Below are 23,675 nucleotides of genomic sequence, written 5' to 3'. Positions count from 1 at the left end.
TTTTGCGCAGCAGCTTACAGCAAAATCGTTCTTCCGTTTTTCCGTGCCGCCTTCATGGCAAACCGTACTGCATCACGGCTCGTCATTGGATCCACGATTCCAATCGTCAGATGTTTTGGGCTGCGGAATAAACGCTTCCACCCTCCGCAAAGCAGTTCCTGTGCATCTGCCCCTTCCAGCGTGACCGATACTTTTTGGCTCTTCCCCGGCATCAGCTCCGGCAGGGACAGCGGCAGACGCGCCGTGCACAGAGTGCCGCCTGCTGCATCCTCCAGATAAAGATTCACAGGCCAATCCCAATAGAACGGTGCTGCGCCCTCGTTTGCCACAGTCAGCTCTGCGGAAACGCCGTCTGCGCACAGGATCAGCTTTAGCTTTGTTACCCGGAGCCGATAGCCCAACCGCTTCAGCACGGCATTATATCCTTTTGTATCCTTTACCGGTGCCGTTTTTGGGCCCAGAAAGCTCATGTGCGACATTTCCAACAGGTGCAGCGTGCGGGGAAGATTTTGCTCCAGCATATCCTCCATGGAAAGGCTGCTGGTGAACTCGCCGCCCACCGGGGCATCCTGCCAGAGATCCGGCATAGGCGTCAGCGCATCGGGTTCATTGCCGTACCAGCCGCCCTCTGCGATCCATCCCAGCCACTCCATGGTGTCTTGTTCCTCGCCGGTCATATCGTTATAAAGGCCGAGGTTTTGTTCTGCCGCGAAGCGGAACGGCCTGCGCATCAGCAGTTTCGCCGTAGGAAAAGCGGCAAGGTAATCTGCGGCATATTCGTCCCGGATCGTCTCGTCCGGCATGGCCACCAGGCCATCTTCACTTTTGATGTGCCACTCGCCCCAGTGGCCAAGGCTGCCCAGCTCCACATAGGAAACAAAACCATCCGTGCCCAAAAACTCCGCCAGCGCATAAAGCACACGGTGATGCGCAGCCCGGAACACCACATTGGCATAGTTTGGAGAATAGCCTTTTCCATAATCTGTATCGTACCAGCTGCCATCCTTTGTCTGCGCATAAAGCCAGTCCGGGATATCCAGATGCGTCTCTTGTCCCGGCACATCGCAGACAAAGCGGATCACCAGATGGATCCCCTGCTCCCGCAGCGCGGCAAAGCCGTATTTTTCGCTGATCGTCTCCCACGCATAAACGCCCTCTTCCGGCTCTGCCTCCCGCCATGTAAGTTCCAGATAGCGGAGCGTTGCATCGCCAGCCTCTGCGGTATCGAGCATCGGTGCGTAACCGATCTGAGCATTCGGAAATGCGCCGTCATCCGCAGCATAGGTTCTTGTTTTTGTGGTCGATGCGATCATTGCAGCTCCCATCCCCAGCAGACAGATCCCTGCCGCCAGGATCCTTGAAATTTTACCCATGATACTCCCCGTTGTACTGGATAAGGGTGACATCCTGTACCCCCTTTACAGCGCGGATACGGTCTGCAAATTCCATATTGGGGTCTTTGCAGAATACCTCTACCGCCATCTCGGTGTTCTCGCCCCGCATGGTCTTGGATTTGACTGCATACTTGATGCGTCCCAGTGCCCGGACGATATCGTCTCCGGCATCGGCGCCCACATAGTGGATCACCGCAATGTACACCCGGCCTTTAGCCTGCCAGTGGGAGAACAAATAGATCATGGCGATCATGACAGCCGCCGTGACCAGCCCCAGTGCATACATTCCGGCGCCCGCCGTGATGCCCGTAGTGATAGACCAGAACAGGTACAACAGATCCAGCGGGTCCTTGACTGCGGTGCGGAAGCGGACGATGGACAATGCGCCCACCATACCAAGGGAGATGACCACGTTGGTACTGATGGCCAGTGTGACCATGCAGGTAAGCACGCACATTCCCACCAGCGTTACCGCAAAGCTGCGGGAGTATACTACGCCCGTATAGAATTTGCGGTAGACCAGATAAATAAGGATGCCCAGCGCCAGCGCCGCCAGCAGCGCCACCGCAAGCTTAGGCGCATCGTACTGGATAAAGGCATTCAGGACAGATTTTTTGATAAAGTCTTTTGTGCTCATGGTTCATTGTATTCCTTTTCTCTCAGGTTTCGTTCCAGTATTCAAACCCGTGCCGATATGCGGTCTTATCGCAGCACAGCACATACTTGGAAACGGCAGTCAGCTCCTGCGCGCGGGGCGGGAGGATGTCCCGCACGATCTGCGGCAGATACTCTGTAAATTTAACTTCCATGACCAGTTTGCCCGGCTCCAGCACCGGCAGGGTGGGAAGCGCAGGATCAAAAATATCCCAGCTGCCCACAGCAGCCCGGACATTCTGATCAAATGTAACACGCACCGTGCCGGCGTCCATGATCCACGGTTCTCGGTCGTAATCCACGATGACCCGGGGACGGAGCACATTGCATACACACTCGGTGTAGAACTCCTGACACAAACGGTGGGGACTGTGCAGCAAAAAGGCATAATCTCCGGCAAGAATAGCATCAAACTCTGTATGGGTCAAAGGTGCAGCTTCTTTATAGATGTAACTGCCGAATTTTTTCTTTCGTTCCAGCTTGATGCTGCGGTCGCTGCAATTATAAATGCGGATGCGGTACTTTTTGCGCAGCAGCACACCGGCATCTTTTTCCTCGTAAGCAGTATTCCAATAATCGTCAAAATACAGACTTCGGATGAAGTACCCGCCCTGCTGCGCGTGAGGGTCCAGATGAAGCACCGGAGACAGCCGCACAGTCAGCTCTGCCTTGTCCGCGTAGGAGATCAGATATTTCAGCTCGTGGCGGTAGGCTTCCGTATCGTTGCGGGGCTGCGGGGCCAGCAGTTCTTTTCCCCACTCCAAGCACTGCTGCCAGAGCGCGGACTCATTCTTCATAGATATCCTCCACCACGGTGCCGTCCGGCTGGATGTAAAAACATTTGACGCCATACACCTTGCCGGTATCGATGACATAGTAATCAAACGCATCCTGCGTATAGCCGGAGGCGTTGGTAGCCCGCACCCGGATAAAATACTGGCCTGCACCGGGAGACTCTGCCTGCGCTACGGGCAGCACAACGTGTTCCTGCCGGTAGAGCACCTGCCGGAACTGGTAATCCCGGGCAAGTTCCACCGTATAGACGATATCCTCGGCATTAAAATCATAGGACGGGTCCCAACTCAGCTGGAGCACGCCGTTCTGGAGGGAGGGCGTACCAATGTAAAACGGCATGGGGTAATAGTAGCCCTCCGGGTACTGCTGATAATTTTCCTCAATTTCCTCCGGCAGTGCCTGCGCCACCGTATTATACTGCGTTCTTGTAAGGGGCAGATGCTCCATGTCCGGCATTTGCCAGATGTACTGCTCGGTGATGGTGCGGTAATGCGCCGTCATCTCCTCGATCCGGTCGGCATTCAAATAATCATGCAGTTCCTGTACTGCGGTATCCAATACCTCCCGATAGCTCGCGGTCTGAAGGCAGCGGCGGAACAGCACATTGCACCAGTAGTTGCTGATGCCCCACTCCCAGCTTTCAGCATCTGTAAAGCGGATGAGTTCGCGCTCTTTACGGCGAAGCATATCGTCGTTATCCCAGTCCAGAATGTACCAGGTATCCGAATTCTGCGGACTATAGAGATACATGTTGCGGCTCTGGGTATCGGCATTGCCCATCAATAGCTGGAATGCCATCCAGTAGGCAATATTCTCCACATCAAAATATGTTTCCAGCAGCTTTTCCATCGGCTGGGATTCATCGTTCAACTTTTCCAGCATCTCAATGAGTTTGCTGTGGTCGCTGCTGCCCTTCGTTTCCAGATAAGAATCAAATTTCGCCTGATCAAACGTGGGGTCGGTGGTAAGCTTGATGGCATCTTCATAGCGGTAAAATTCAAAGAAATTCACCTTGTACAGCTGCCCTGTGGAATCCAGTCCATGGGCTTTCAGGGCCGTCTTGTTCAGCTGTTCCACCTGCGTATAGAGGCCATAATCTTCAAAAACACCGCTGGAACTGTCGGTCAGATCTTTCACATAAAGATGGACAAATTGGGTGCGCAGTCCCATCATCTGGTCGATTCCCTTAATAAGGTCATAGGCCATTTTGTTGCGGAACCGCAGTCCCTCGCCCATGTGTTTGTTCAGAGCGATGGTGCGCTGACCGCGCCAGCTGCCTTTATTTTTCTTGAGTTTGATCTTATAGTTCTTTTGGCTATTTCGGCTGGAGGTCTGACCGCGGATCTGCACTGTGGCGTTGGGGGCTTCCACCGCATAGCCCAGTTCACCGGGCAGAGGGCCATTTTCATCGCCCACCTGCAAAAGGGCATTGACCTGATAGCGTGGCACACCCATGGTCTCATAATCGTAAACCGAATAATGGTTGATCTCCGCCCAGCTGTGGTTGGTGTTCTCGCTGTCATTGCCCCGGCTCACGGTCAGGTACATTATCACCACGCCGCTGTCATCGTAGACCGTGTAAAGTTCCGGGTTATCCCGCAGGTGGACACTGTTGATATCCTCCAGCGGAGCCTTTTCCACCTTGTCCGCTGCTTTATTCCCAGACGCTGTCTGTGAACTGGCAGCGCTCTCTGTACTCCCGGCCGGCAGCACAGCGCAGCCTGCACACAGCCCGGCAAGCGCCACTCCCAGCCCCAACACCCTGCGGCGCGGGATCAGATCTCTATTCTTCATTTGCCTTCTCCTCTCAAAGCTTTCCCTTTTTATGTTCCAAGAACAGCCCCAGCCGGGTGAAGCGCCCGGCTTTTGTTTCTGCCACAATCGGCTGCTGCCCCAACACCCGGTAAGGCAGGTTGGCCGTAAAGGCATCCAACCGGAACAGCGTGATCAGATAAAACAGTGCCGCCCCGATCAGAAAGCCGAACCCATAAAACACAGGGTCAAACGCCATGGAAAGCGCTGTAAGCCCGCTGGCAGAAACAGCAAATACCACGGCTGCTGCGACAGCCCCTCCGTAATCCGTAAAGTAAAGCAGGATCATCAGAATGGTGTTGCCCACGGCGTAAAGGCCGTACCCTACACACAGGGTGCGGAAGTAACCGTGCATCAGGTCGTTGAACCCAAGAGGCAGCAGAGCCAGCAGAGTGTTCTCCAGTGAAAGTACCGCCGCTGTGACGAACAGCTGTTTGAGGGCAGTGAACCGGAGTTCCCGGTTCAGCACAGCCAGCATCTCTTCCTCTGCTGTGACGATATCGCCCACAACGCCGTCATCGTTGAACAGGCTGTAGTAGTTCCGGTAGGTGAACATGAACAGCAGTACCAGCGGAACGAACAGGAACACCAGCGTGACGATAAGCTGCTGCCCGCGCATACTGTGGAAGTATTCGCTGAAGCTCTTGCGCTTTTTAGGCGCGGATACAGTTGCGGAAGATGCCATATAAAAGACCTCCTTTCACCAAAAGCAGGGCGGACACGGGCCCGCCCTGCTGATTCCTTACGATAGATCGCTTACTGCGGTGCGCAGGCATCCACAGCTGCATTCCATGCAGCGTTCCAGTCGGCCACGATGTCGTCCAGTGTCTCGTCGCCGTTGATGCCAGCCTCCACCACACGCATGACGTGGGTCTGGTCGGCATTCAGCATCAGCTCAGCCTCCTGCTGTACCTCGGTGGCAAGGTCTGCCAGCTCTGCGGGGGCGGGGGCATCCTCGATCAGGTCGATGCCGTCGAATGCCTTCAGAGTATCGGGGTATTCCTGGCTCTTCAGCACCGGCACACCGCCCTGATCATAAGCAAAGTTGGAGCTTTCGGTCAGCCACTTGATGTAGAGCATGGCAGCCAGCTTTTTGTCATCGGTGGTGTTCTTGTTCACACCGAAGCAGTAGTCTGCACCTGCGCTGGCGTACTGGGTACCCTTGACGGTGATGGGGAACGGCATATAGCCAATGTCGTCGGCGTGGTCACCGGCGGCCTGCATCTGCACGATGGCCCAGCTGCCCAGAACCATGGCACCGATCTGGCCGTTATTGATGCGGGGCTTGGAGCCCTCCCAGTCGGTGGTGGTGGGGTCGGCCTCGGTCAGGCCGCGCTTCACTGCTTCGTACAGGATGTAGTACACAGCGTAGGGACCCATATCGTCCGCACCCAGAATGCCCTTCTGGAACGGATCCTTGGTCTGGGGCATGGTAATGTTCATCCAGTTCGGGTCGCCGGTTGCGCCGCCGCTGGTGTAAGCATCCCATGCGGTCATGGTCCAGCCGGCGGCGTAGTTGGTGTACAGGGGATCAATGGAAGGATCGTAGTCCTTGATCTTCTGCAGGTCATCCAGGAACTCGTCCGGGGTCTTGGGCAGGGTGGTGATGCCGGCAGCCTCAAAGACCTTCTTGTTGTAGACGATGCCCTGTGCATTGCCGGTGGAGGGGATGCCGTACACGGTGCCGTTATAAGCGCGGTTACTTCACCCGACAAAATCATCGCTGCGCTGCGTGGGTGGTATTTTTTTACAAATAGAACCTTATGTGGTTGTACAATTCTCCGAATTTTATTTATAGTTGTTTACAGTACAACATAAAGGTGTTATTCTTGTGCTTGAAAGAAGTAGGACGTAGTGCCCGCACTGCACCCGGCTTTCTTCATACTGTACCTTGAATCTTACATAAACCGTCTGAACGTGATACCGTGCCATGACCTCACACTTTCCGTAGGCGAGCCGGACAACGCCGCTGCACAAACAGGGGCAGGAACTGCGTTCGGAGCAAACGGCGATCAACATACATGAGCAGTGGAACTCTCTACTTATTTTTGCGTCTTAACAATTCGGAAATATTTGTAGAACTTGTCGGGGCGGAGCCCCCTCCATCTTGCTAACGCAAGACCGTTCGGTCGCTCAAAAGCCTCACTGGGGCTTTTGTTGCTGCGCTGCGCAAGCGCGGTCCCACCCCAAACCCTGCTCATGGTTCGCACCTGATGGTGCGAACAGCAACGGCGTGTCGTGCTTTACATAACTTCACCGAGGAGTTATCGAACAGACAGGAGGTACAATGACCAAAACGAATGTTCAACCGACCCCTAGAAATTCCAAGCACCACGACACGCCGAACAACAAAACGCACGTCATCAAGTTCCGTGTAACGAAAAATGAAAAACTGGAACTCAAATGATCAATCTGAAAATTGACCCGGAGTTCCAGTCCCAGATTCCGCCGCTGACCGATGATGAATTCCATCAGCTTGAAGAAAATATCCTCAAAGAGGGCAAGCTGATCTCTCCTTTGATTGTCTGGAATAACACCCTCGTTGACGGCCACAATCGTTATGAAATCGTTCAGGAACATCCCGAAATCTCCTTCTCCACGATGCCGCTCCCGTTTGAAAGCAGAGAAGAAGTCCTCGCATGAATTTGCAAAAACCAGTTGGGACGGCGCAATTTAACCCCGGAGCAGAAAAAGTTCCTCATTGGGAAACAGTACAGTGTAGAGCATCGGAAGCCCGGTGGAAACGGCAACAACCAGCACACGGCTGCTGCCAAGAAAACCGCCCCGGAGGAATTGTGTCAATTTGACACAATTCCTCCCACCTCTGCGGAAGCGAGCATCCGCAAGCAGATTGCAGAGCGGAACAATGTCAGCGAATCCTACGTTGCCCGTTCTGAAAAGTTCATGCACGGTGTAGAGATCATGGAACAGATGATGCCCGGTATGCAGGAGAAAATTCTGTCTGGGCAATTCAAAGTCCGTGATGCCGATATGCACCGCCTTGCCAGAGCTGATTTTCCGAACCGCAAGCAGATCGTGCACGAGATTCTGCACTCGGAAGACCGTCCCGCTCCGCAGTCGAGCTACTCACACTACTCTGGAATCAACTACTCCGCGCTGGAAGTCGCCGTCCGGCGGATTCAGCAGGACTTTGATTTTTGATGAGATACTTGCCTAAGCTGCCAGACGGTTCCTAACCCAAAAATGTCGGAAAGCAAAAATTGCCGGGTGAAAAAAACACCCGGCCACAAGGAATTGGAGGCTTGCCTATGAATTTGAATCGGCCTGACATGACCGAAGATGTGAAATATAAAGATTATACGAATAAGACCTTGCAAAAGGACTCAACCACAACTACAATGGAGATGGTCACTCAAACCAATGCCGTCAAGTCTCCGACTGACAGCCCGGCAACCACAAAGCTGGTGTACACGGTGGAAGAGATCGCACGAATGCTGGCCATCAGCCTGCGCTCTGCTTACAACCTGTGCAACAGCACCACCGAATTCCGTGTCCTGCGGGTAGGCGGAAGCATCCGCATCCCGAAAGACGGTTTCGATGCGTGGCTCAACCGGGCAGCTTGATAAGGAGGCAACAGTATGGCATATATTACGAAACGTGGCAACTCTTACAGCGTCCGATACACCTACGAAGATGAGCACGGCAAGAGCTGCGACAAATGGGAAAGTTTTCCCACCAAAGAGGAGGCAACAAACCGTAAGAAACAGATCGAGCACGAACTGGCAGCTGGCACTTTTCTGATTCCGTCCTCGGTGACGGTGGCAGAGTTCCTCATGGACTGGCTGCCCAAGCAGTGAAGCAAGCACAAGTGGGCACCCAAAACCTACGAATCCAACCTTTCCACCATCCAGAACCTTATTATCCCATATATCGGCAGCATGGAGATGCAAAAACTCAAGCCCTACCACATGGAGAACCTCTACACGACCCTGAGCAAAACGCCCTGCGGTTCGTATATCGAGGGAAAGAAGCAGGAACTGACCGAAAAGCAGAAGCAGCGGTTTCTTTCCGGCACCACCATCCATGAGGTGCATCGGCTACTGGGTACAGCCTTCCAATATGCCGTAGAGTGGGGTATTCTCGTCAAAAGTCCTGTTCCCGTGGACAGCCCCAAGAAGTCCACGCAGGAGCGCACCATCTGGACGGTAGAGGAGATGCGGGCGGCTCTGGACAGCATGGAGGACCCCATCCTGCATCTGGCAGTCCACCTCACACTGGTGGGCGCACTGCGAGAGGGCGAGATCGTAGGTCTGACCCCGGAAGATCTCGATTTTGATGCCGCAGATGGCATCGGAACGTTCCATATCAACAAGTCCATGCAGCGGGTGCGAAAAGAAGCCCTGAATCAAGTAGATGATGGCTGCATCATCAAGGTATTCCCGGACAAGCTGGAGCGCAGCACCACTTCCCTCATCCTGAAAAGCACTAAAACGGCATCCTCCTGCCGCACCATCTTCATGACCTCTGCTCTGAAAGAGGAATTGAAGAAGTGGCTGAATCAGTTAGCGGCAGACGAGAGAAAAGACCCGGCACGTTACCATGACAGCGGAATGCTGTTCCGTCTGCCCAACGGTCTGGCGGTGGAGCCTGTGCTGATTCGCAAGAAGTTCCTCAAATGGCAGGATGCACACCCGGAGTTCCCCCGCATCGTCTTTCACGGTCTGCGCCATTCCAGTGCCACCTATCAGCTGATGATCTCCGGCGGCGATGTGAAAGCCGTTCAGGGCACCACAGGACACGCTACGGCAGATATGCTGGTGAACACCTACGCCCACATCCAGCAGTCCTCCCGTGTAGAGCTGGGCAGGAAGTTCGAGGAAGGTTTCTATGCTAAGTCCGAAAACCCCAGCCCGCAGGCTGTACCCGCCGAAGGCGAACCGACCATTTCTATGACTGCTCTGCTGGAACTGCTGAAGAATGCAGACCCCGAAGTAAAGGCACAGCTCCGTCTGGCTCTGCTGACCTGATGCAAAATTTACCACGCATTTCAAAGCAATTCCAGCCCATGCAGAGGATTCCCACGAAAACACCAACCGTGCAAAAACCGTGCATTGACCGTGCAGGCCCCGATTTTTCGGGGTTACATAACGAAAAAGAGCGTCAAATCTTACGATTTGACGTTCAATATCTGGTGCACCTCGCGCACTCATATCCGAACTTTTCTCCGCTTTTACGGCTTCCCCGAAAGCGACCGTTTCTGTACCTTCCTTATAATTAAAGGTAATAAGTACCTTATCATCGTAGAGATAGATGGCATTGATGAAGGTGTCCACCAGTGCCTGCCGCTGCTCCGGCTGGGTCATATCCAGCTTGCGGAAGCGAAGCAGCCAAAACCGGACGAACTCCTCTTTCATCTTTGGCTTAGCCAGCCGTTCCTCTGCAATGCGGGCTTGCAGTTCTTTTCGCTGATCTTCCAGAGTTTCCAGCCGTTCCTTGGTGGAGCTGGTCAGAATGCCCATCTGGATAGCGTTCAGCATATTGGTGATGCCGACTTCCGTTTCCTTCAACTGCTTTTCGTAGATGGGCAGGTCTGTGCTTTCCTGATTTTGCAGCTCCATGACCTTGGCGATGATAGCATTCATGGAAGCATCGTCTTCCACCAGTTTCATGGTCTCGTTGACAACCAGATCTTCCAGCCACTGTTTCCGCACGGCCTTTTTATCGCAGGTCTTTTTCTTCTTGGCAGCAGCACACTTATAATAGGTGTACATCTTCCCGGTGTGGCTGACACCGCTTTCGCCAAACATCAGCGCTCCGCACTTACCGCAGTACAGCTTGGTGGTAAGCAGATAGCTTTCCTCTGCCTTATGACGGGCAGGGGCCTTTTTATTTTTCGCCAGCTTTTCCTGTACTTTGTTGAACAGGTCCTCTGACACAAGAGCCGGGATCGCATTGGGCTGTACCACATCCCGCAAACGCAACTCGCCGATGTACCGTCGATTGCTCAGCATCCGCTGAATCGTATTGTAGGACATCTCCCCGCCCATTGAATTTTTGATGTTGTGTGCCTTTAACCAATCCCGCAGGTCAGTCATGGTCGCACCGTCCGCATACTTCTGGAACGTCTGCTCCACATACGGAGCCAACAACGGGTCGGGCTGGTAATGCCGGGTCTCATCGATCATGTAGCCGAACGGAATCGTGCCACCATTATAAATGCCCTTGAGAGCGTTCTCGGTCATGCCGCGCACGACCTTTTCGGACAGGTCAGCCGAGTAGTATTCGGCGTAACCTTCCAGCACCGATTCCAGAATGATGCCCTCCGGGCCAGCCGAAATGACTTCCGTTGCCGATACCAGTTTCACGCCGTTCCGCTTCAGTTGGGTCTTGTACCGGGCACTGTCGTAGCGGTTCCGGGCAAAACGATCCAGCTTCCAGACAATGATGACATCAAAGATGCCGCGTTCGCTGTCCTTGATCATCTGCTGGAACTGCGGGCGGTTGTCCGTTTTTGCGGAGACGGCACGGTCAATGTAATGCTTTACCACCGTGAAGCCATTCTTTTCCGCATAGGCGGTGCATTCCCGGATCTGACCTTCAATGGATTCCTCGCGCTGGCTGTCAGTTGAATAACGAGCATAGATCACAGCAGTCATGGCAGGCACCTCCCATTTATACATCATTGAACGGTGGATCGTTTTTTCAAAGCAATGTTTCGTATAATGGATATACCATATTTTACAGATGATTGCAAGCATTTTTTACGTTTCTCATAAGATTCATCAAAAAAACGAACGCTCTTTAAAGGCAAAACATTCACATTCCATGGTTCTATGAAAGCACCCGGAGGAATTGTGTCATTTTGACACAATTCCTCCGCTCACCATGCCCCCTCCAGCGGCTTCAGCGCACTTTTGCGGTATTGCAGAGGGCTTTGCCCGGTGGCTTTTGCAAAGCGGGTGGAAAAATTGCTGGCATCCCCAAAGCCTACCTTCTGTGCAATTTCGCTGACGCTGTGGTCGGTAAGGACAAGCAGTTCCTTTGCCTGTGTGATGCGAAAGTTGACCAGATAATTATACGGTGTTGTGCCCATATACCGCCGGAACAGCCGCAGAAAATAGCTTTTGCTCATGTGCGCCTCTGCCAGCAGGTCGGCAAGGCAAAGTTCCTGCTGGTAATTTTTGCGCAGGGTCTCCGCTGCCTGCAAAATGACCTGCCGTGCGCTGGTGGTTTCAGCTTCTGCAAGAATGCTCTGTGCACATAAGGCAAGCATTTCGTGGAGAGCCAATCCGGTGTGCACCATGCTGTCCACGGTGCTGCGCTCCATCTGCCCCAAAAGCATTTCAAAATATTCCTGCATCTTGACCCCGGTGAGCTGCACCGGGGTCAGTTTTTTGCCCGGCAGCAGCAGCGGCTCCATGGCGGCGACCCCTGCGCCGTCCAGATGCACCCAATAATGATGCCAGCAGCTTTGCCCCGGAGCGGTGCAGTAGCTCTGTGGGGTGCGGCAGTTCAGCAGCAGCGCCTGCCCGGTGCTGAGCACCACATGGCTTTCCCCCTGCTCAATCAGCCCTGCACCCCGGAGGGTATAAAACAGGATGTAACTTTCCTTATCTGTCCGGGCGGTGGAAAAATGCTGCTGGGCGTAAAACACTCCCGCCTCGGTGCAGTAGTAGGGCTGTGCCAGCTCTGCTTCGCTGGGGGTAGTGCGTTTCCATACACTCTCCGGGGTCACATCCATGTTGTAGGTCAGCATTTTCCGTTCCCTCTCTTTCTGTGCCCAGTATAGCGCACCTGCCTTTGCAGCGCAAGAGTAGACTTTTCACAAAGAATGTGTCACCTTTGCGGATGGAATTGCGAGCATCATGCCGCTATACTGGTAGCAGACAAGGTCACACAGGAGGCGCATTATGCACAAAAATTATCTTGCCATCGACATTGGTGCGTCCAGCGGGCGGCACATTGTGGGATGGGTGGAGAACGGTGTTCTCCGCACCGAGGAAGTGTACCGTTTTCCCAATAGCGTCCAGCGGGTGGACGGTCATCTGGAATGGGACATCGACAGCCTGTTTGCCAACGTGAAGCAGGGCATCCGGGAAGCCTTTGCAAAGTACCCGGTCATTGAGAGCCTTTCCATCGACACCTGGGCGGTGGACTATGTGCTGCTGAAAAACGGCCAGCCCCTCTCCCCGGTCTACGCCTACCGGGACAGCCGGACGCAGGCGGTCACCCCCGAAGTCCACAACATTCTGCCCTTTGCGCAACTCTACCAGCGCACCGGCATCCAGTTCCAGCCCTTCAACAGCATTTATCAGCTGTATGCCGACAAAAAAGCCGGTCGGCTGGCACAGGCCGAGGACTTTTTGATGATCCCGGAATACCTGCTGTGGAAGCTCTGCGGCGTGAAGGCGCGGGAGTACACCAACGCCACCTCCACCGGCCTTGTGAATGCCCAGACCAAGGAGTACGATTCGGAGATCCTGCAGGCACTTGGCCTACCGGAAACAATGTTCCCAAAGCTGACTGCACCCGGCACGGTGCTGGGGTCCCTGCTGCCCCACATTGCCGCCGAGGTGGGTGGGCAGACCAAGGTAGTGCTGTGCGCCACCCACGACACCGCCAGCGCCGTGGAGGGCATCCCCATGGAGCAGGGCGATGCACCGTTCCTCTCCTCCGGTACATGGAGCCTGCTGGGGGTCAAGCTGACAAAGCCCATCACCAGCCCGGAAAGCTGCCGCGCCAACTTTACCAACGAGGGCGGCGTGGGGTACATCCGCTACCTGAAAAACATCATGGGTCTGTGGATCATCCAGTGCGTGCAAAAACAACTGGGCATCTCCTTTGCCGAGATGGTGGAGCTGGCCAAGACCAGCACCTACACCCGCATTTTTGATGTGAACGCAGCCCGCTTCTCTGCCCCGCAGGATATGCGCGCAGAGATTCGCACGGCTCTCGCCGAGACCGGCGAGGCCCCTGCCACGGATGCCGACCTCATCAACAGTGTCTATCATTCGCTGGCGTACTGCTATGGGGAGGCTTTCCGGGAGCTGGAAGCCCTCACCGGCCAGCACTGGGATAAGCTCTACATCGCAGGCGGCGGCGCAAAGAACGCTACCCTGAACGAGCTGACCGCTCACTATACCGGAAAACAGGTGGTGGCGCTGCCCATCGAGGCCACCGCCATCGGCAATTTGAAAATTCAGATGCAGATTTAAGAAGGAGGAACCGTATGAGTTACGCAGAAGCAAAAGCCCGCTACGCCGCCATTGGCGTGGACACCGAAGCTGCCATTGCCCGGTTAAAGACCGTGCCTATCTCCCTGCACTGCTGGCAGGGAGATGATGTCCGGGGCTTCGACACCGACCCCACCAAGCCCCTGACCGGCGGCATCCAAACCACCGGCAACTACCCCGGCCGTGCCCGCACCCCGGAGGAGCTGATGGCTGATATGGACAAGGTGCTTTCCCTTTGCCCCGGCACCAAAAAGATCAACCTCCATGCCTCCTACGCCATTTTTGACGAAGAAAGCCCGTGGGTGGACCGGGACAAGCTGGAGCCCAAGCACTTCAAAAAATGGGTGGATTTCTGCAAGGCAAGAGGGCTAGGCGCAGACTTTAACCCCACCTTTTTCTCCCACCCCAAGTGCGACCCACTGACCCTTGCCAGCCCCAACGAGGAGACCCGGAAATTCTGGGTGGAACACGGCAAGGCCTGCATCCGCATCAGTCAGTATCTGGCCGAGGAGCTTGGGCAGCCCTGCACCATGAACATCTGGACAGGCGACGGCTTCAAGGACGTACCTGCGGACCGCAAAGGCCCTCGCGACCGCTACAAGGCCAGCATCGACGAGATTTTGAGCGTGCCTTACGACTTCAAGCTGGTGAAGCCCTGCATCGAGAGCAAGGTGTTCGGCATCGGTGTGGAGGCGTACACCGTGGGCAGCGCCGAGTTTGCCCTGAGCTACGCCGCCTTCAACCGGGAAAAGTGCATTCCTCTGATGGATAACGGCCACTACCATCCCACCGAGGTGGTCAGCGATAAGATCCCCGCCCTGCTGGCCTTCTTCCCGGAGATCGCGCTCCACATCACCCGCCCCATCCGCTGGGACTCCGACCATGTGGTACTGTTCGACGATGAAACGAAGGAGATTTGCAAGGAGATCGTGCGCTGCGGCGGTCTGGACGGCCGGGTGAACATTGCACTGGATTACTTTGATGCTTCCATCAACCGCATCTCCGCATGGACGGTGGGCTTCCGCAACGTGGAAAAGGCGCTGTTGTCTGCCCTGTGCACCCCGCATACGGTGCTGAAGGAGCTGCAGGACACCAACCAGTTCACCGAGCTGATGGTTCGGCAGGAGGAGCTGAAGACCCTGCCCTTTGGCGAGGTCTGGGACGAATACTGCCGCCGGAACAGTGTGCCGGTGGACGGTGCATGGTTTGAGGAAGTCAAAAAGTACGAGCAGAACGTGCTGAGCAAGCGCATTTGAATGAGAGAGGTTTTTGAAGATGGGTATTCTGGATATTGAGATTGTAAAAGGCTTTATGCGGATGTGCAACGATGGCTGGCTGCAGGGCTGGCACGAGCGCAACGGCGGCAACCTGACCTACCGCATGAAGGAGGAGGAAGTGGCCCAGTGCCGCCCCTTCTTTGACCCGCAGCCACGGGAGTGGGTGAACATGGGGGTGCAGGCAGATAATCTGGCTGGCGAGTATTTCATCACCACCGGTTCGGGCAAATTCTTCCGCAATGTAGAACCGGACCCTGTCCACAGCATCGGCATTGTGGAGATCAACGAAAAGGGCGACAGCTGGCGCATCGTCTGGGGCTTGGAGGGCGGCGCAAAGCCTACCAGCGAGTTCCCCAGCCACTTTATGAACCACAGCGTCCGCAAGGCTGCCACCAATGGCGCAAACCGTGTCATCTACCACTGCCACGCCACCAACGTCATTGCCCTGACCTACATCCTGCCCCTGACCGACCGGGACTTCACCCGTGCCCTGTGGCAGAGCGCCACCGAGTGCCCGGTGGTGTTCCCGGAGGGTGTGGGCGTCTGCCCCTGGATGGTGCCCGGCGGGGCGGACATTGCCATGGCCACCAGTGAGCTGATGAAGCACTATCAGGCAGCCGTCTGGGCGCAGCACGGTCTGTTTGCCTCCGGTCCGGACTTTGACATCACCTTTGGTCTTGCCCACACCATCGAAAAGAGTGCTGAGATCTACGTCAAGGTGCTCTCCATGGGCGGCGGCATCATCCGGCAGACCATCACCGACGATGACCTGCGCGCCATTGCCCACGACTTTGGCGTGACCCTGAACGAGAAGTTCCTTAACTGAGCCTTTCTCCCCCCATTTTTCTTCATCCTAGCAGAACAGGCATCCTGTCCGATACCGCCAAATGGTATCACAGGATGCCTGTTCTGCTTTATGTTTCCCGGAACTCCATAGGTGTTTTTCCGGCGACCTGCTGAAAGACTGCGCTGAAATAATTGCGGGTGGCAAAGCCAAGCTGCTCGGAAATTTCCCGGACGCTGAGCGTTGTGCTTTTCAGCAGAACCTTCGCGCGTTCGACCTTTGCAAACTTCACATAGTTCGTGACGCTCAGACCCGTTTCTTCCTTGAATTTATGGGTGAGGTAGTATTCCGTGTAGCCCACCAGGGCGGCAAGATCTTCCGCCACGATCTTTTTGTCCAGATTCATCTCGATATAATCCACACATTTCTGGATCTGCATACTGAGGTTGGGGTTCGTCCGGTGTTTGTGGACACGCCGAATGAAATCATCGTACATCATCATTGCAAGCGGGCTCAGTTCATCCAACGATTTTGCCGCTTCCGCCGTCTGAATGTAGCTGTCCCCCAGCGAGTACGCCTCCTCCGGGGAAAGACCGCCCTCAATGGCGGCACGGCACACCAGCGAGGTGAACACGATGATGGAAGTCTTACTCTGGCGCAGAACATCGCTGCTCTGCACCGGCACGCCTGCACTCATGCTCATACTGTTGGAAAGTGCCTGCTTGTAATTCAGGTCTCCGGTGCGGACCATTTGCAGCATTCCCTGCTCCGCCATCCAGATCTTATGCCGGTCATGGGGAATCGCATCGCTTTTCAGTCGTTCGTCCTGTACTGCACTGCTGTTCACACTGCTCAGCTCCAGCCGCTGCCCGGTCAGGCAGTAGTGCATCATCAGCAGATAGCGGTTCATAATGGTGTTTTGCAGGGTAGGAACTTTTTCAAGGGCTTTGTAAAGCTGGATCGTCCATGCCACACTGATCTCCAGCTTGCTGTAATATTTCAGCCCTTCCTCGATCCCGCGCATTGTCACATCCTGATAGAACACCGGCCCGATGACCCAGACACGCTTCAGTTTTCCCTCTTCCTTTTCAAAGGCTGCGCCCCACAAAAGACCCAATGCCGTCCCCAAGGTAACGGGTACATCGTCCCGATCCCCCTGCTCCAGCATCCGCTGTTTGCAGCCGAACAGTTCAAATGCACTGGCAAGAAATGCCTCGTCCGGGCAGTTGCTCCGCAAGAGCTTCCCCTGTGCATCATAGCACCATGTATATACATTTCCGCCGCACTGGACAAGCTCGGAAAACAGCATCATATTCTGGAGAACATCCATGTGTAACCCCTCCGGCTCATTGATAAAAGCAGTATATCATACTTCCGCCGTTTTTTCCACCGATGCCCGGAGCCAGTGCAGCAGGATGCCCGCAGAGATAGCCGCAGCGCCAACGTCTGCTATCAGGTGCGCCGCCGCAATGCCCTGCACGCCGCAAAGCGCATTCATCAGGTACAGCAGCGGAATCAGCAGCAGCCCCTGCCGCAAAAGAGAGAGCACCACCGCACCGCTTGCCTTGCCCACAGATTGCAGCAAATTGGTTGCCAGATAGGTCAGACCGATCACCGGGCTGCCCAGAACCAGATAGACCACCAGCTGCGTTCCCAGACGGAAAGCGCCTTCTTCCTTGATGAACATCCCGATCAGCGCATTGCGTCCGGCAAAGCTGGCAGCTCCGGTAAGGACGCCAAAAACAACGGTCAGCAGGATCAGATCCTTCAAAAGCTGTTTCAAACGTTTTGAGTCGCCTGCGCCGTAGCTGTACGCCAGAAGCGGCTGGCAGCCCATGCAGATCGCCATGGCGATCATGCTGATGACCATGGTCGTCTTGCCTGCCGCTGCCATAGCTGCGACCGCCGCCGTACCGTGGGTCACCAGCAGCCGGTTGCTGAAGGAGGAGGCAAACCCTGCCAGCAGGCTGCTGATCCCGTTGGGCAGACCAATGGCCAGCATCTCACCCAGCATCTGCGGCTTTTTCAGGGCAGGACGGAAATCAACGGTCAGCACCGTGCCGTGTTTGACGATGTAGCGCAGATAGCAGCCCGTCGCCACAAGATTGCCCAGCACACTGGCAGCAGCCGCACCGCTGACGCCGAAGTTCAGCACCAGAATGAACAGCGGGTCAAAAATGCAGTTGACCAGCGTGCCCAGAAGATTGCCGATCAGGCCTTCTTTTACTGCGCCCTCTGCACGCACCAGCATCGCCATGCTGTTGGACAGGATAAAAAGCGGCGCACCCAGTGCAAGGACCCGAAGATACCGCTCTGCATAGGGAAAAAATTCTGCATTTGAGCCCAGCACCCCCAGAAGTGGCACTCTGCCCACCAGCAGACCGATGCTGACCAGAACGCCCAGAAAAAAGCAGCTCCAGAAGCAGAGCGAGGAGCAAGTCTTGCCCTGCTCGATCTCGCCTGCGCCAAAGCAGCGTGCAACCATGGCGCTGCTGCCTGCGCCAAGCATGGTCGCCACTGCCGCAAGGATCGAAAACACCGGTCCCACAACGGAGACCGCCGCCACCTGTGCGGTATCGCCCAGACAGCCCACAAAAAACATATCCGCCATGTTGTACAGCACCATGACAAGGATAATGATAATGGAGGGCACCGCCATGGAAATGATAGATTTCCAGACAGAACCGGTACGGAAAAGTGCTTCGTTTTTCATGGTCTCCTCCCAAAAATCAACCGCACGCAGGCAGAACGAAAGCCCCTGTCAAGGGGGCTTTCCGGGCTGCTTCGGTCACAGGTTGTCCAGCGCATCCAGCAGTGCTTTCAGCGCCGTTTCCGGCAGACCCAGCATAGGGCCGATCTTGCCAAATGTCATGCCGTAGGCAGCTTTTGCCTGCTGGTTGTCGGCAAAACCGGGCAGGTACTGCTCCACGATGGCTTTTGCGGCCTCGTTTTCCATCAGTGCTGCAATCGTGCTCTGGCTGTTCAGCTTGCCGCCGGTCAAAATTTCCGGGTGCTTCCAGCTGCTGATGCTCTGGTGTCCGGCAGACAGTGCGCCGTCCACCGGGATGGCTGCACCGGTGATGTACCGTGCCAGACCGCTGGCAAGGAAAAGTGCCAATGCAGCGCACTCCTCCGGGTCGCCCATCCGCTTTGCCGGGCAGTCGGCTGCAAAGAAGTCCATGGCCGCAGCCGGTGCATCCCCGAAAATGCTGGTTCTGGTGTAGCCGGGACAGATGGCGTTGACGGTAATGCCGTATTCTGCGTAATCCAGCGCCGCTGCGCGGGTCATGCCGACCACGCCGAACTTGGTGGCACTGTACAGCGCCTGTCCACGCTGGGGCACAAGACCCGCCACCGATGCCACATTGATGAGGAATCCGCCTTCGCTGTGGCTCTTGAGGATGGCCTCTGCGCCGTACTTCATCCCGGCAAAGACACCCTCACTGTTCAGGGAGAAGATCTTCTCGTAATCCTCTACCTCATACTCATGCAGCGGTGTGCCGCCCATGCCGATGCCTGCGTTGCTGACAACGCCATCCAGCTTGCCGTAGTGCGTCACCGTCTTATCCACCAGTTCTTTGATGGCAGAAGCCTTGCTGCAATCGGTCTGGATAAAGATGGCATCGCCGCCCTTGGCGCAGATGCCATCTGCCACAGCCCGCCCCTGCTCTGCACTGCGGGCTGCACAGACCACCTTCATGCCGTTTTCGCCAAAGCACTCAGCAATGGCCCGGCCGATGCCACGGCTTGCGCCGGTGACGATGGCCACTTTACCTTTGACACTGTTAAAATCCATAAAATGCCTCCACTTGATGTTTCATTCTCAAATACTCAACTGTGAGTTGCTTATCCATCTCCATGGTGCTATAATAGCACTGCGCCGCAGGGGCCGCAATCAGCAGTTTCCGGCGTATCCGGTGTTTAAGCAACGAATCACGTTCAAAGCGTTGGTTAAGCACCCTTTATGAAATTAATTGATGGAGGAATTCTATGGATATCCGGGTCAAAAAAACGAAGCGTGCCATTCAGAAAGCGTTTGTTGCCCTGCTGCGGGAGAAGCCGATTGAAAAGATCACGGTCAAAGAAATTGCCGAACGGGCCGAGATCAACAAAACAACCTTTTATTCCCACTATGAAACGCTGGATGCCCTCACCGCCGAAATGGAGCGGCAAACGGTCCAGCTCGTCTGCGACAATATGGGCGGCGCACAGCAGCTGCTGGATACGCCGGAGGCTTTTGTGCGGGAGATGTTTGCTAATCTCCAGCAGGCGACCGATTATCTCGGTGTGGTTCCTGCATCCGCGATGAACCGCTTTACACAGCATCTGCGTGATGCGATTCTGGAACAAATCAAACTCGCAAACATGGAACCATCCCAATATGAAAATGTCGGTGCGATCCTGATTTTTGTAATGAACGGTCTTTCCGGGCTTCTGAACACCGACGCAAAACTGGCACAGAAACAAATTGATGTGATCGCCGCCGTGGTTGCGGATGGTGTCCGTTCCATTCAATTCTCCTGCTGAAAAAAACCGTGCATGTTATCGAAAACGATAGCTCTGCGCGGCTTTTCTGGTTCAAAATTACTTTTTTGCTTTTTTGATGAACAGGGCTTCATCCGTTTCGGTCAAGACATACCTTGTTCATGTCCAAAGCCGCTCTCAAGCTCCGCAATACTCCCCCAGCACCCCAAGGCTGGGCTTTGCTGTCCGCTCCATCGTTTCGCGGTTCACGGCGATCAGACCAAACTGCATGGCATAGCCCTTCTGCCACTCAAAGTTGTCCATCAGGCTCCAATGGAAGTATCCCTTCACCGGGATGCCGTCGGCGATGCAGTGCTGCACGCCATCCAGTGCCTGCCGGATAAATGCCACACGGCGGGTATCATCGGCGGTGGCAATGCCGTTTTCGGTCACAATCAGGTCACCCTTGAATTCCTCTGCCACCTTGCGAATGACGTGTTCCAGTGCCTGCGGATAGACCTCGTAGTCCATCTGGGTCAGTTCTGCGCCCTCCGGTGCCGGCAGCTGCCCCTGCGGGCCATAAAGGGTGCGGGTATAGTTCTGCACACCCAGAAAATCATCGTCTTTGATATAAGGCAGATAATGGGTGAACTCCTCCTGCCATGCGGCCTCGGCAAAGGCTTCGCCGCCGGGCTGTGCCTGCAAGTCGTGCAGCGAAAGGGTCAGACCCACCTTGACCTGCGGGCAGAGGGCTTTGACGGCATCTCGTGCGGCTGCATGGGCACGCATCACCAGCAGATCACCTTCCGGGGTGCGCTCGCTGACAAAGATCTGCGGCTGGGGTGTGCCGAACGCCTGTGCATTCTCCATGGCAGCATACTTCATGTTTTCCATCATCTTCTGGAAGTTCATTCCCACCTGCACCGTGCCCTCGGCAGACTTTCCGGCCGATGCGGCATTTTGGGCGGCCCGCTCTGCCATCAGACGGAACCGCTTGGAGATCGCGGCAAGCTGCAAGCCCATATTGGCCTCGTTGATGGTGCAGACATAGCGCAGCTCGCTGCCCAGCTGTTCCATCACATAGGTCACATAACGTTTAAAATCCTCTACGGTGCTTTCGGTTTCCCAGCCGCCCTTGCAGATGAGCCATTTCGGGCTGGTGAAGTGCAGCAGCGTCACGATGGGTTCTACGCCATGCGCTTTGCAGCAGGCGATCACCTTGCGGTAATGCTCGATGGCTTCCGGGTTGAACTTTCCTTCCTCCGGCTCTACCCGTGCCCACTCGATAGAAAAGCGGTAGGCATTCAGCCCGGCATCAGCCAAGAGCTTGATATCTTCTTCGTACCGTTGATAATGGTCGCAGGCAATGCCGCTGGGCTCCGTAAAGCTGGAATGGGGCAGCTGCTCCTGTGCCCAGTAGTCACTATTCGTATTGTTGCCCTCCACCTGATGAGCTGCTGTTGCAGCACCGATGAAAAAGCCTTTTTCAAATTTCTGCATGATGGTTCTCCCTTCCTGCGTGTTGCTTGTTGAGGCTATTGTAGCAGACCTGTTTTGCCCCTATGGGACAATAAATCGTGAAGGCAGGCGCAAATTCACGCATCACAAATTATTGCACGAATTTTTATCCTTAACTATCGTTTTTCATCCGGCAGTGGCTGTTGCATTCTGTTATTCTGGTGTCAGAGAAAGCGGAACTCAGTTCACACAAAAAGGAGGAAAATCATTATGTTCCAAAAGAAACCCAGTGCCAGTGAAGTAGACGGCGTCCAGTACCGTCGTGCAAAGCTCTGGCAGATCATCTGTTACGCCTGCAACGCTTTTGTGGGCATGAGCATCTATTCCCTGATCGGTATGGCCAGTTATTCTGCCAGCATCGGCTACGGCATCACCACTGCGACCGTCGGTCTCATCCTGATGCTGGCCCGCATTCTGGACGGCTTTACCGACCCGATGCTGGCGTTCATCTACGACCGCGTCAACACCCGTTTCGGCAAGCTGCGCGTTCTGCTGATCAGCGGCTATCTGATCGAGGCTGTCGGTCTGCTGTGTATGTTCAACCTGTGCTCCAGCAAGGGCTTCGGTCTGCCGGTGTTCGTTTTGACCTACATTATTTACATCATCGGCTATACCGTCACCAACATGACCGCCCAGACCCTGCCGGCTATCATGACCAACGATCCCCGCCAGCGTCCCACCATCGGTGTCTGGAGCACTGCGCTGAACTACTTCGTGCCCATGGGCATGAGTATGCTGATCTACACCGTCATCCTGCCCAAGTGCGGCGGCACCTTTAATCAGGATTTCCTCAGCACGGTCTGCACCATCGTGCTGCTCATTGCCGGCATCGGCACCCTGATCGTCTGCGCCGGTATCTCTGCCTACGATAAGCCCGAAAACTTCGAGGGCACCAGCAAAAAACACGAGCCGCTGAAAACTGCGGATATTCTTGAGGTGCTCAAGCACAACAAGCCCCTGCAGTGCTACATCGCCTCCAACGCTTCCGATAAGCTGGCACAGCAGGTAGGCAGCCAGGCCATCATCAACACGATGCTGAACGGCATCCTCATCGGCAACATGGGTCTTGCTACCACCCTTAGCGTGATCAGCATGGTGCCTTCCATCTTCTTTGCGGCCTTCGGTGCAAAGTATGTGGGCAAAAATGGCAGCAAGAAGGGCATCGTGACCTGGACCTGCGTCAGCATGGCCATCGCCTCTGTGCTGTTCCTGTTCTTCATCTTTACCGACACTCGTCAGATCGGTGTGATCGGCAGCTGGAACATGATCGTTTACGTCCTGCTGACTCTGCTGCAGAATGGTTCCATGATGTGCATTACCACCTCCAACACTTCTTACATGGCCGATACCATTGACTACGAGCTGGACCGCACCGGCCGCTATATCCCGGCTGTCGTTTCTGGTACTTACAGTCTGGTGGACAAGCTCATCACCTCGGTGGCTGCTGTCATCGCCACCGGTGCGGTCGCCCTTCTGGGTTACACCACCACCATGCCCCAGCCCACGGATCCCTACACCAGCGGCATCTTCTGGATGACCCTTGCCATCAAGTTCGGTCTGCCCATGCTGGGCTGGGCCATCACCCTGATCGCCATGCTGGGCTGCCCGCTGACCAAGGAAGAAATGGTCAACGTCCAGAAGCGCATCGCAGATAAGAAAGAAGCCCTTCGTCATGAAGTAATTGCAGAACAGATGCAGTAACACCCTGCAAAGACCGAAAGGGCTCATACGCTCTTTCGGTTTTTGCTGATTCTATCCATCTTTTATAAAAAAGGAGTTTTTA

General features: G+C 55.1%; 19 protein-coding genes and 4 pseudogenes. 11 read left to right on the top strand and 12 right to left on the bottom strand.

All coding sequences use genetic code 11. The features are described 5' to 3' along the window. Positions 1-14: 14 nt before the first annotated feature. From ACXPUX_RS07135 to ACXPUX_RS07110, 6 genes are all read right to left on the bottom strand, one after another. On the bottom strand, positions 15-1,313 hold the full coding sequence (locus ACXPUX_RS07135; RefSeq protein ID WP_458831106.1) for a DUF4832 domain-containing protein: 1,299 nt from the start codon (positions 1,311-1,313) through the stop codon (positions 15-17). Positions 1,314-1,365: 52 nt separating this feature from the next. Then, the gene (locus ACXPUX_RS07130; RefSeq protein WP_458831104.1) at positions 1,366-2,031 is read right to left on the bottom strand and encodes a DUF4956 domain-containing protein; all 666 of its coding nucleotides are present in this window, start codon (positions 2,029-2,031) and stop codon (positions 1,366-1,368) included. A gap of 22 nt (positions 2,032-2,053) precedes the next feature. Continuing rightward, a complete protein-coding gene (locus ACXPUX_RS07125) occupies positions 2,054-2,845 on the bottom strand; it encodes a polyphosphate polymerase domain-containing protein (RefSeq protein ID WP_458831102.1) in 792 nt (263 codons plus the stop codon). Further along, entirely contained in the window at positions 2,835-4,637 is a 1,803-nt protein-coding gene (locus tag ACXPUX_RS07120; protein ID WP_458831100.1) for a CotH kinase family protein, read from the bottom strand. Before ACXPUX_RS07120 ends, ACXPUX_RS07125 begins: the two co-directional genes overlap by 11 nt. Positions 4,638-4,650: 13 nt before the next feature. Next, on the bottom strand, positions 4,651-5,340 hold the full coding sequence (gene pelG, locus ACXPUX_RS07115) for an exopolysaccharide Pel transporter PelG (RefSeq protein WP_458831099.1): 690 nt from the start codon (positions 5,338-5,340) through the stop codon (positions 4,651-4,653). 71 nt (positions 5,341-5,411) lie between these two features. Continuing rightward, the gene (locus ACXPUX_RS07110; RefSeq protein WP_458831097.1) at positions 5,412-6,335 is read right to left on the bottom strand and encodes an ABC transporter substrate-binding protein; all 924 of its coding nucleotides are present in this window, start codon (positions 6,333-6,335) and stop codon (positions 5,412-5,414) included. Positions 6,336-6,942: 607 nt separating this feature from the next. Here ACXPUX_RS07110 and ACXPUX_RS07105 point away from each other — a divergent pair. The 6 genes and pseudogenes from ACXPUX_RS07105 to ACXPUX_RS07080 form a co-directional block, all read left to right on the top strand. Continuing rightward, positions 6,943-7,059: pseudogene (locus ACXPUX_RS07105) on the top strand (plasmid mobilization protein); the annotation flags it as partial. Next, a pseudogene (locus tag ACXPUX_RS07100) lies at positions 7,059-7,422 on the top strand (ParB N-terminal domain-containing protein); the annotation flags it as partial. The pseudogenes ACXPUX_RS07105 and ACXPUX_RS07100, both read left to right, overlap by 1 nt. Positions 7,423-7,924: 502 nt before the next feature. After that, positions 7,925-8,239, top strand: a complete 315-nt coding sequence (locus ACXPUX_RS07095; protein ID WP_458831095.1) for a helix-turn-helix domain-containing protein — start codon at positions 7,925-7,927, stop codon at positions 8,237-8,239. A 15-nt stretch (positions 8,240-8,254) separates the two neighbouring features. Continuing rightward, complete coding sequence (locus ACXPUX_RS07090) at positions 8,255-8,473, top strand: hypothetical protein (RefSeq protein ID WP_458831093.1); 219 nt, start codon at positions 8,255-8,257, stop codon at positions 8,471-8,473. 15 nt (positions 8,474-8,488) lie between these two features. Beyond that, positions 8,489-8,596: pseudogene (locus ACXPUX_RS07085) on the top strand (tyrosine-type recombinase/integrase); the annotation flags it as partial. Then, positions 8,585-9,643: a site-specific integrase gene (locus tag ACXPUX_RS07080; RefSeq protein ID WP_458831182.1), complete on the top strand. Its 1,059-nt coding sequence runs from the start codon at positions 8,585-8,587 to the stop codon at positions 9,641-9,643. The pseudogene ACXPUX_RS07085 and the gene ACXPUX_RS07080, both read left to right, overlap by 12 nt. Positions 9,644-9,801: 158 nt before the next feature. Here the strand turns inward: ACXPUX_RS07080 and ACXPUX_RS07075 are convergent. Together ACXPUX_RS07075 and ACXPUX_RS07070 are read right to left on the bottom strand one after the other, a co-directional pair. Beyond that, positions 9,802-11,272, bottom strand: a pseudogene (locus tag ACXPUX_RS07075) (recombinase family protein); the annotation flags it as partial. A 224-nt stretch (positions 11,273-11,496) separates the two neighbouring features. After that, positions 11,497-12,372 carry an AraC family transcriptional regulator gene (locus tag ACXPUX_RS07070; RefSeq protein ID WP_458831091.1) on the bottom strand — a complete coding sequence of 292 codons (876 nt, stop codon included), beginning with the start codon at positions 12,370-12,372 and terminating at the stop codon, positions 11,497-11,499. Positions 12,373-12,526: 154 nt separating this feature from the next. Between ACXPUX_RS07070 and ACXPUX_RS07065 the strand changes: the two genes are divergently transcribed. The 3 genes from ACXPUX_RS07065 to rhaD are packed head-to-tail and all read left to right on the top strand — an operon-like array spanning position 12,527 to position 15,952. Then, complete coding sequence (locus ACXPUX_RS07065; protein WP_458831089.1) at positions 12,527-13,831, top strand: rhamnulokinase; 1,305 nt, start codon at positions 12,527-12,529, stop codon at positions 13,829-13,831. A 14-nt stretch (positions 13,832-13,845) separates the two neighbouring features. Then, a complete protein-coding gene (locus tag ACXPUX_RS07060) occupies positions 13,846-15,105 on the top strand; it encodes an L-rhamnose isomerase (RefSeq protein WP_458831087.1) in 1,260 nt (419 codons plus the stop codon). Positions 15,106-15,124: 19 nt separating this feature from the next. Continuing rightward, complete coding sequence (rhaD, locus tag ACXPUX_RS07055; protein ID WP_458831085.1) at positions 15,125-15,952, top strand: rhamnulose-1-phosphate aldolase; 828 nt, start codon at positions 15,125-15,127, stop codon at positions 15,950-15,952. An 88-nt stretch (positions 15,953-16,040) separates the two neighbouring features. On the opposite strand, the gene ACXPUX_RS07050 is transcribed toward rhaD, so the two are convergent. The 3 genes from ACXPUX_RS07050 to ACXPUX_RS07040 all read right to left on the bottom strand — a co-directional run bounded on the left by ACXPUX_RS07050 (position 16,041) and on the right by ACXPUX_RS07040 (position 19,706). Further along, on the bottom strand, positions 16,041-17,240 hold the full coding sequence (locus tag ACXPUX_RS07050) for a helix-turn-helix domain-containing protein (RefSeq protein WP_458831083.1): 1,200 nt from the start codon (positions 17,238-17,240) through the stop codon (positions 16,041-16,043). A gap of 36 nt (positions 17,241-17,276) precedes the next feature. Further along, positions 17,277-18,623: an MATE family efflux transporter gene (locus ACXPUX_RS07045; protein ID WP_458831081.1), complete on the bottom strand. Its 1,347-nt coding sequence runs from the start codon at positions 18,621-18,623 to the stop codon at positions 17,277-17,279. Between the two features lie 75 nt (positions 18,624-18,698). Beyond that, complete coding sequence (locus tag ACXPUX_RS07040; protein ID WP_117534945.1) at positions 18,699-19,706, bottom strand: SDR family NAD(P)-dependent oxidoreductase; 1,008 nt, start codon at positions 19,704-19,706, stop codon at positions 18,699-18,701. 194 nt (positions 19,707-19,900) lie between these two features. Between ACXPUX_RS07040 and ACXPUX_RS07035 the strand changes: the two genes are divergently transcribed. Then, complete coding sequence (locus tag ACXPUX_RS07035) at positions 19,901-20,437, top strand: TetR/AcrR family transcriptional regulator (protein WP_458831079.1); 537 nt, start codon at positions 19,901-19,903, stop codon at positions 20,435-20,437. Between the two features lie 135 nt (positions 20,438-20,572). Here ACXPUX_RS07035 and ACXPUX_RS07030 read toward each other — a convergent pair whose 3' ends face one another. After that, entirely contained in the window at positions 20,573-21,874 is a 1,302-nt protein-coding gene (locus tag ACXPUX_RS07030; RefSeq protein WP_458831077.1) for a glycoside hydrolase family 1 protein, read from the bottom strand. Positions 21,875-22,102: 228 nt separating this feature from the next. On the opposite strand from ACXPUX_RS07030, the gene ACXPUX_RS07025 reads away from it, so the two are divergent. Further along, on the top strand, positions 22,103-23,593 hold the full coding sequence (locus ACXPUX_RS07025; RefSeq protein WP_458831075.1) for an MFS transporter: 1,491 nt from the start codon (positions 22,103-22,105) through the stop codon (positions 23,591-23,593). Positions 23,594-23,675 lie beyond the last annotated feature (82 nt).

This window comes from Faecalibacterium sp. PGM34 (assembly GCF_054456555.1).
Note: the sequence above shows the minus strand (reverse complement) of the source record. Positions and strands in the feature narration are given on the sequence as shown.

Excerpts from the sequence above, each read along its gene's own strand:
- ACXPUX_RS07135 (WP_458831106.1), bottom strand. The coding sequence starts at position 1,313 with ATGATCGCATCGACCACAAAAACAAGAACCTATGCTGCGGATGACGGC.
- ACXPUX_RS07130 (WP_458831104.1), bottom strand. The coding sequence starts at position 2,031 with ATGAGCACAAAAGACTTTATCAAAAAATCTGTCCTGAATGCCTTTATC.
- ACXPUX_RS07125 (WP_458831102.1), bottom strand. The coding sequence starts at position 2,845 with ATGAAGAATGAGTCCGCGCTCTGGCAGCAGTGCTTGGAGTGGGGAAAA.
- ACXPUX_RS07120 (WP_458831100.1), bottom strand. The coding sequence starts at position 4,637 with ATGAAGAATAGAGATCTGATCCCGCGCCGCAGGGTGTTGGGGCTGGGA.
- pelG (WP_458831099.1), bottom strand. The coding sequence starts at position 5,340 with ATGGCATCTTCCGCAACTGTATCCGCGCCTAAAAAGCGCAAGAGCTTC.
- ACXPUX_RS07095 (WP_458831095.1), top strand. The coding sequence starts at position 7,925 with ATGAATTTGAATCGGCCTGACATGACCGAAGATGTGAAATATAAAGAT.
- ACXPUX_RS07090 (WP_458831093.1), top strand. The coding sequence starts at position 8,255 with ATGGCATATATTACGAAACGTGGCAACTCTTACAGCGTCCGATACACC.
- ACXPUX_RS07080 (WP_458831182.1), top strand. The coding sequence starts at position 8,585 with ATGGAGAACCTCTACACGACCCTGAGCAAAACGCCCTGCGGTTCGTAT.
- ACXPUX_RS07070 (WP_458831091.1), bottom strand. The coding sequence starts at position 12,372 with ATGCTGACCTACAACATGGATGTGACCCCGGAGAGTGTATGGAAACGC.
- ACXPUX_RS07065 (WP_458831089.1), top strand. The coding sequence starts at position 12,527 with ATGCACAAAAATTATCTTGCCATCGACATTGGTGCGTCCAGCGGGCGG.
- ACXPUX_RS07060 (WP_458831087.1), top strand. The coding sequence starts at position 13,846 with ATGAGTTACGCAGAAGCAAAAGCCCGCTACGCCGCCATTGGCGTGGAC.
- rhaD (WP_458831085.1), top strand. The coding sequence starts at position 15,125 with ATGGGTATTCTGGATATTGAGATTGTAAAAGGCTTTATGCGGATGTGC.
- ACXPUX_RS07050 (WP_458831083.1), bottom strand. The coding sequence starts at position 17,240 with ATGGATGTTCTCCAGAATATGATGCTGTTTTCCGAGCTTGTCCAGTGC.
- ACXPUX_RS07045 (WP_458831081.1), bottom strand. The coding sequence starts at position 18,623 with ATGAAAAACGAAGCACTTTTCCGTACCGGTTCTGTCTGGAAATCTATC.
- ACXPUX_RS07040 (WP_117534945.1), bottom strand. The coding sequence starts at position 19,706 with ATGGATTTTAACAGTGTCAAAGGTAAAGTGGCCATCGTCACCGGCGCA.
- ACXPUX_RS07035 (WP_458831079.1), top strand. The coding sequence starts at position 19,901 with ATGGATATCCGGGTCAAAAAAACGAAGCGTGCCATTCAGAAAGCGTTT.
- ACXPUX_RS07030 (WP_458831077.1), bottom strand. The coding sequence starts at position 21,874 with ATGCAGAAATTTGAAAAAGGCTTTTTCATCGGTGCTGCAACAGCAGCT.
- ACXPUX_RS07025 (WP_458831075.1), top strand. The coding sequence starts at position 22,103 with ATGTTCCAAAAGAAACCCAGTGCCAGTGAAGTAGACGGCGTCCAGTAC.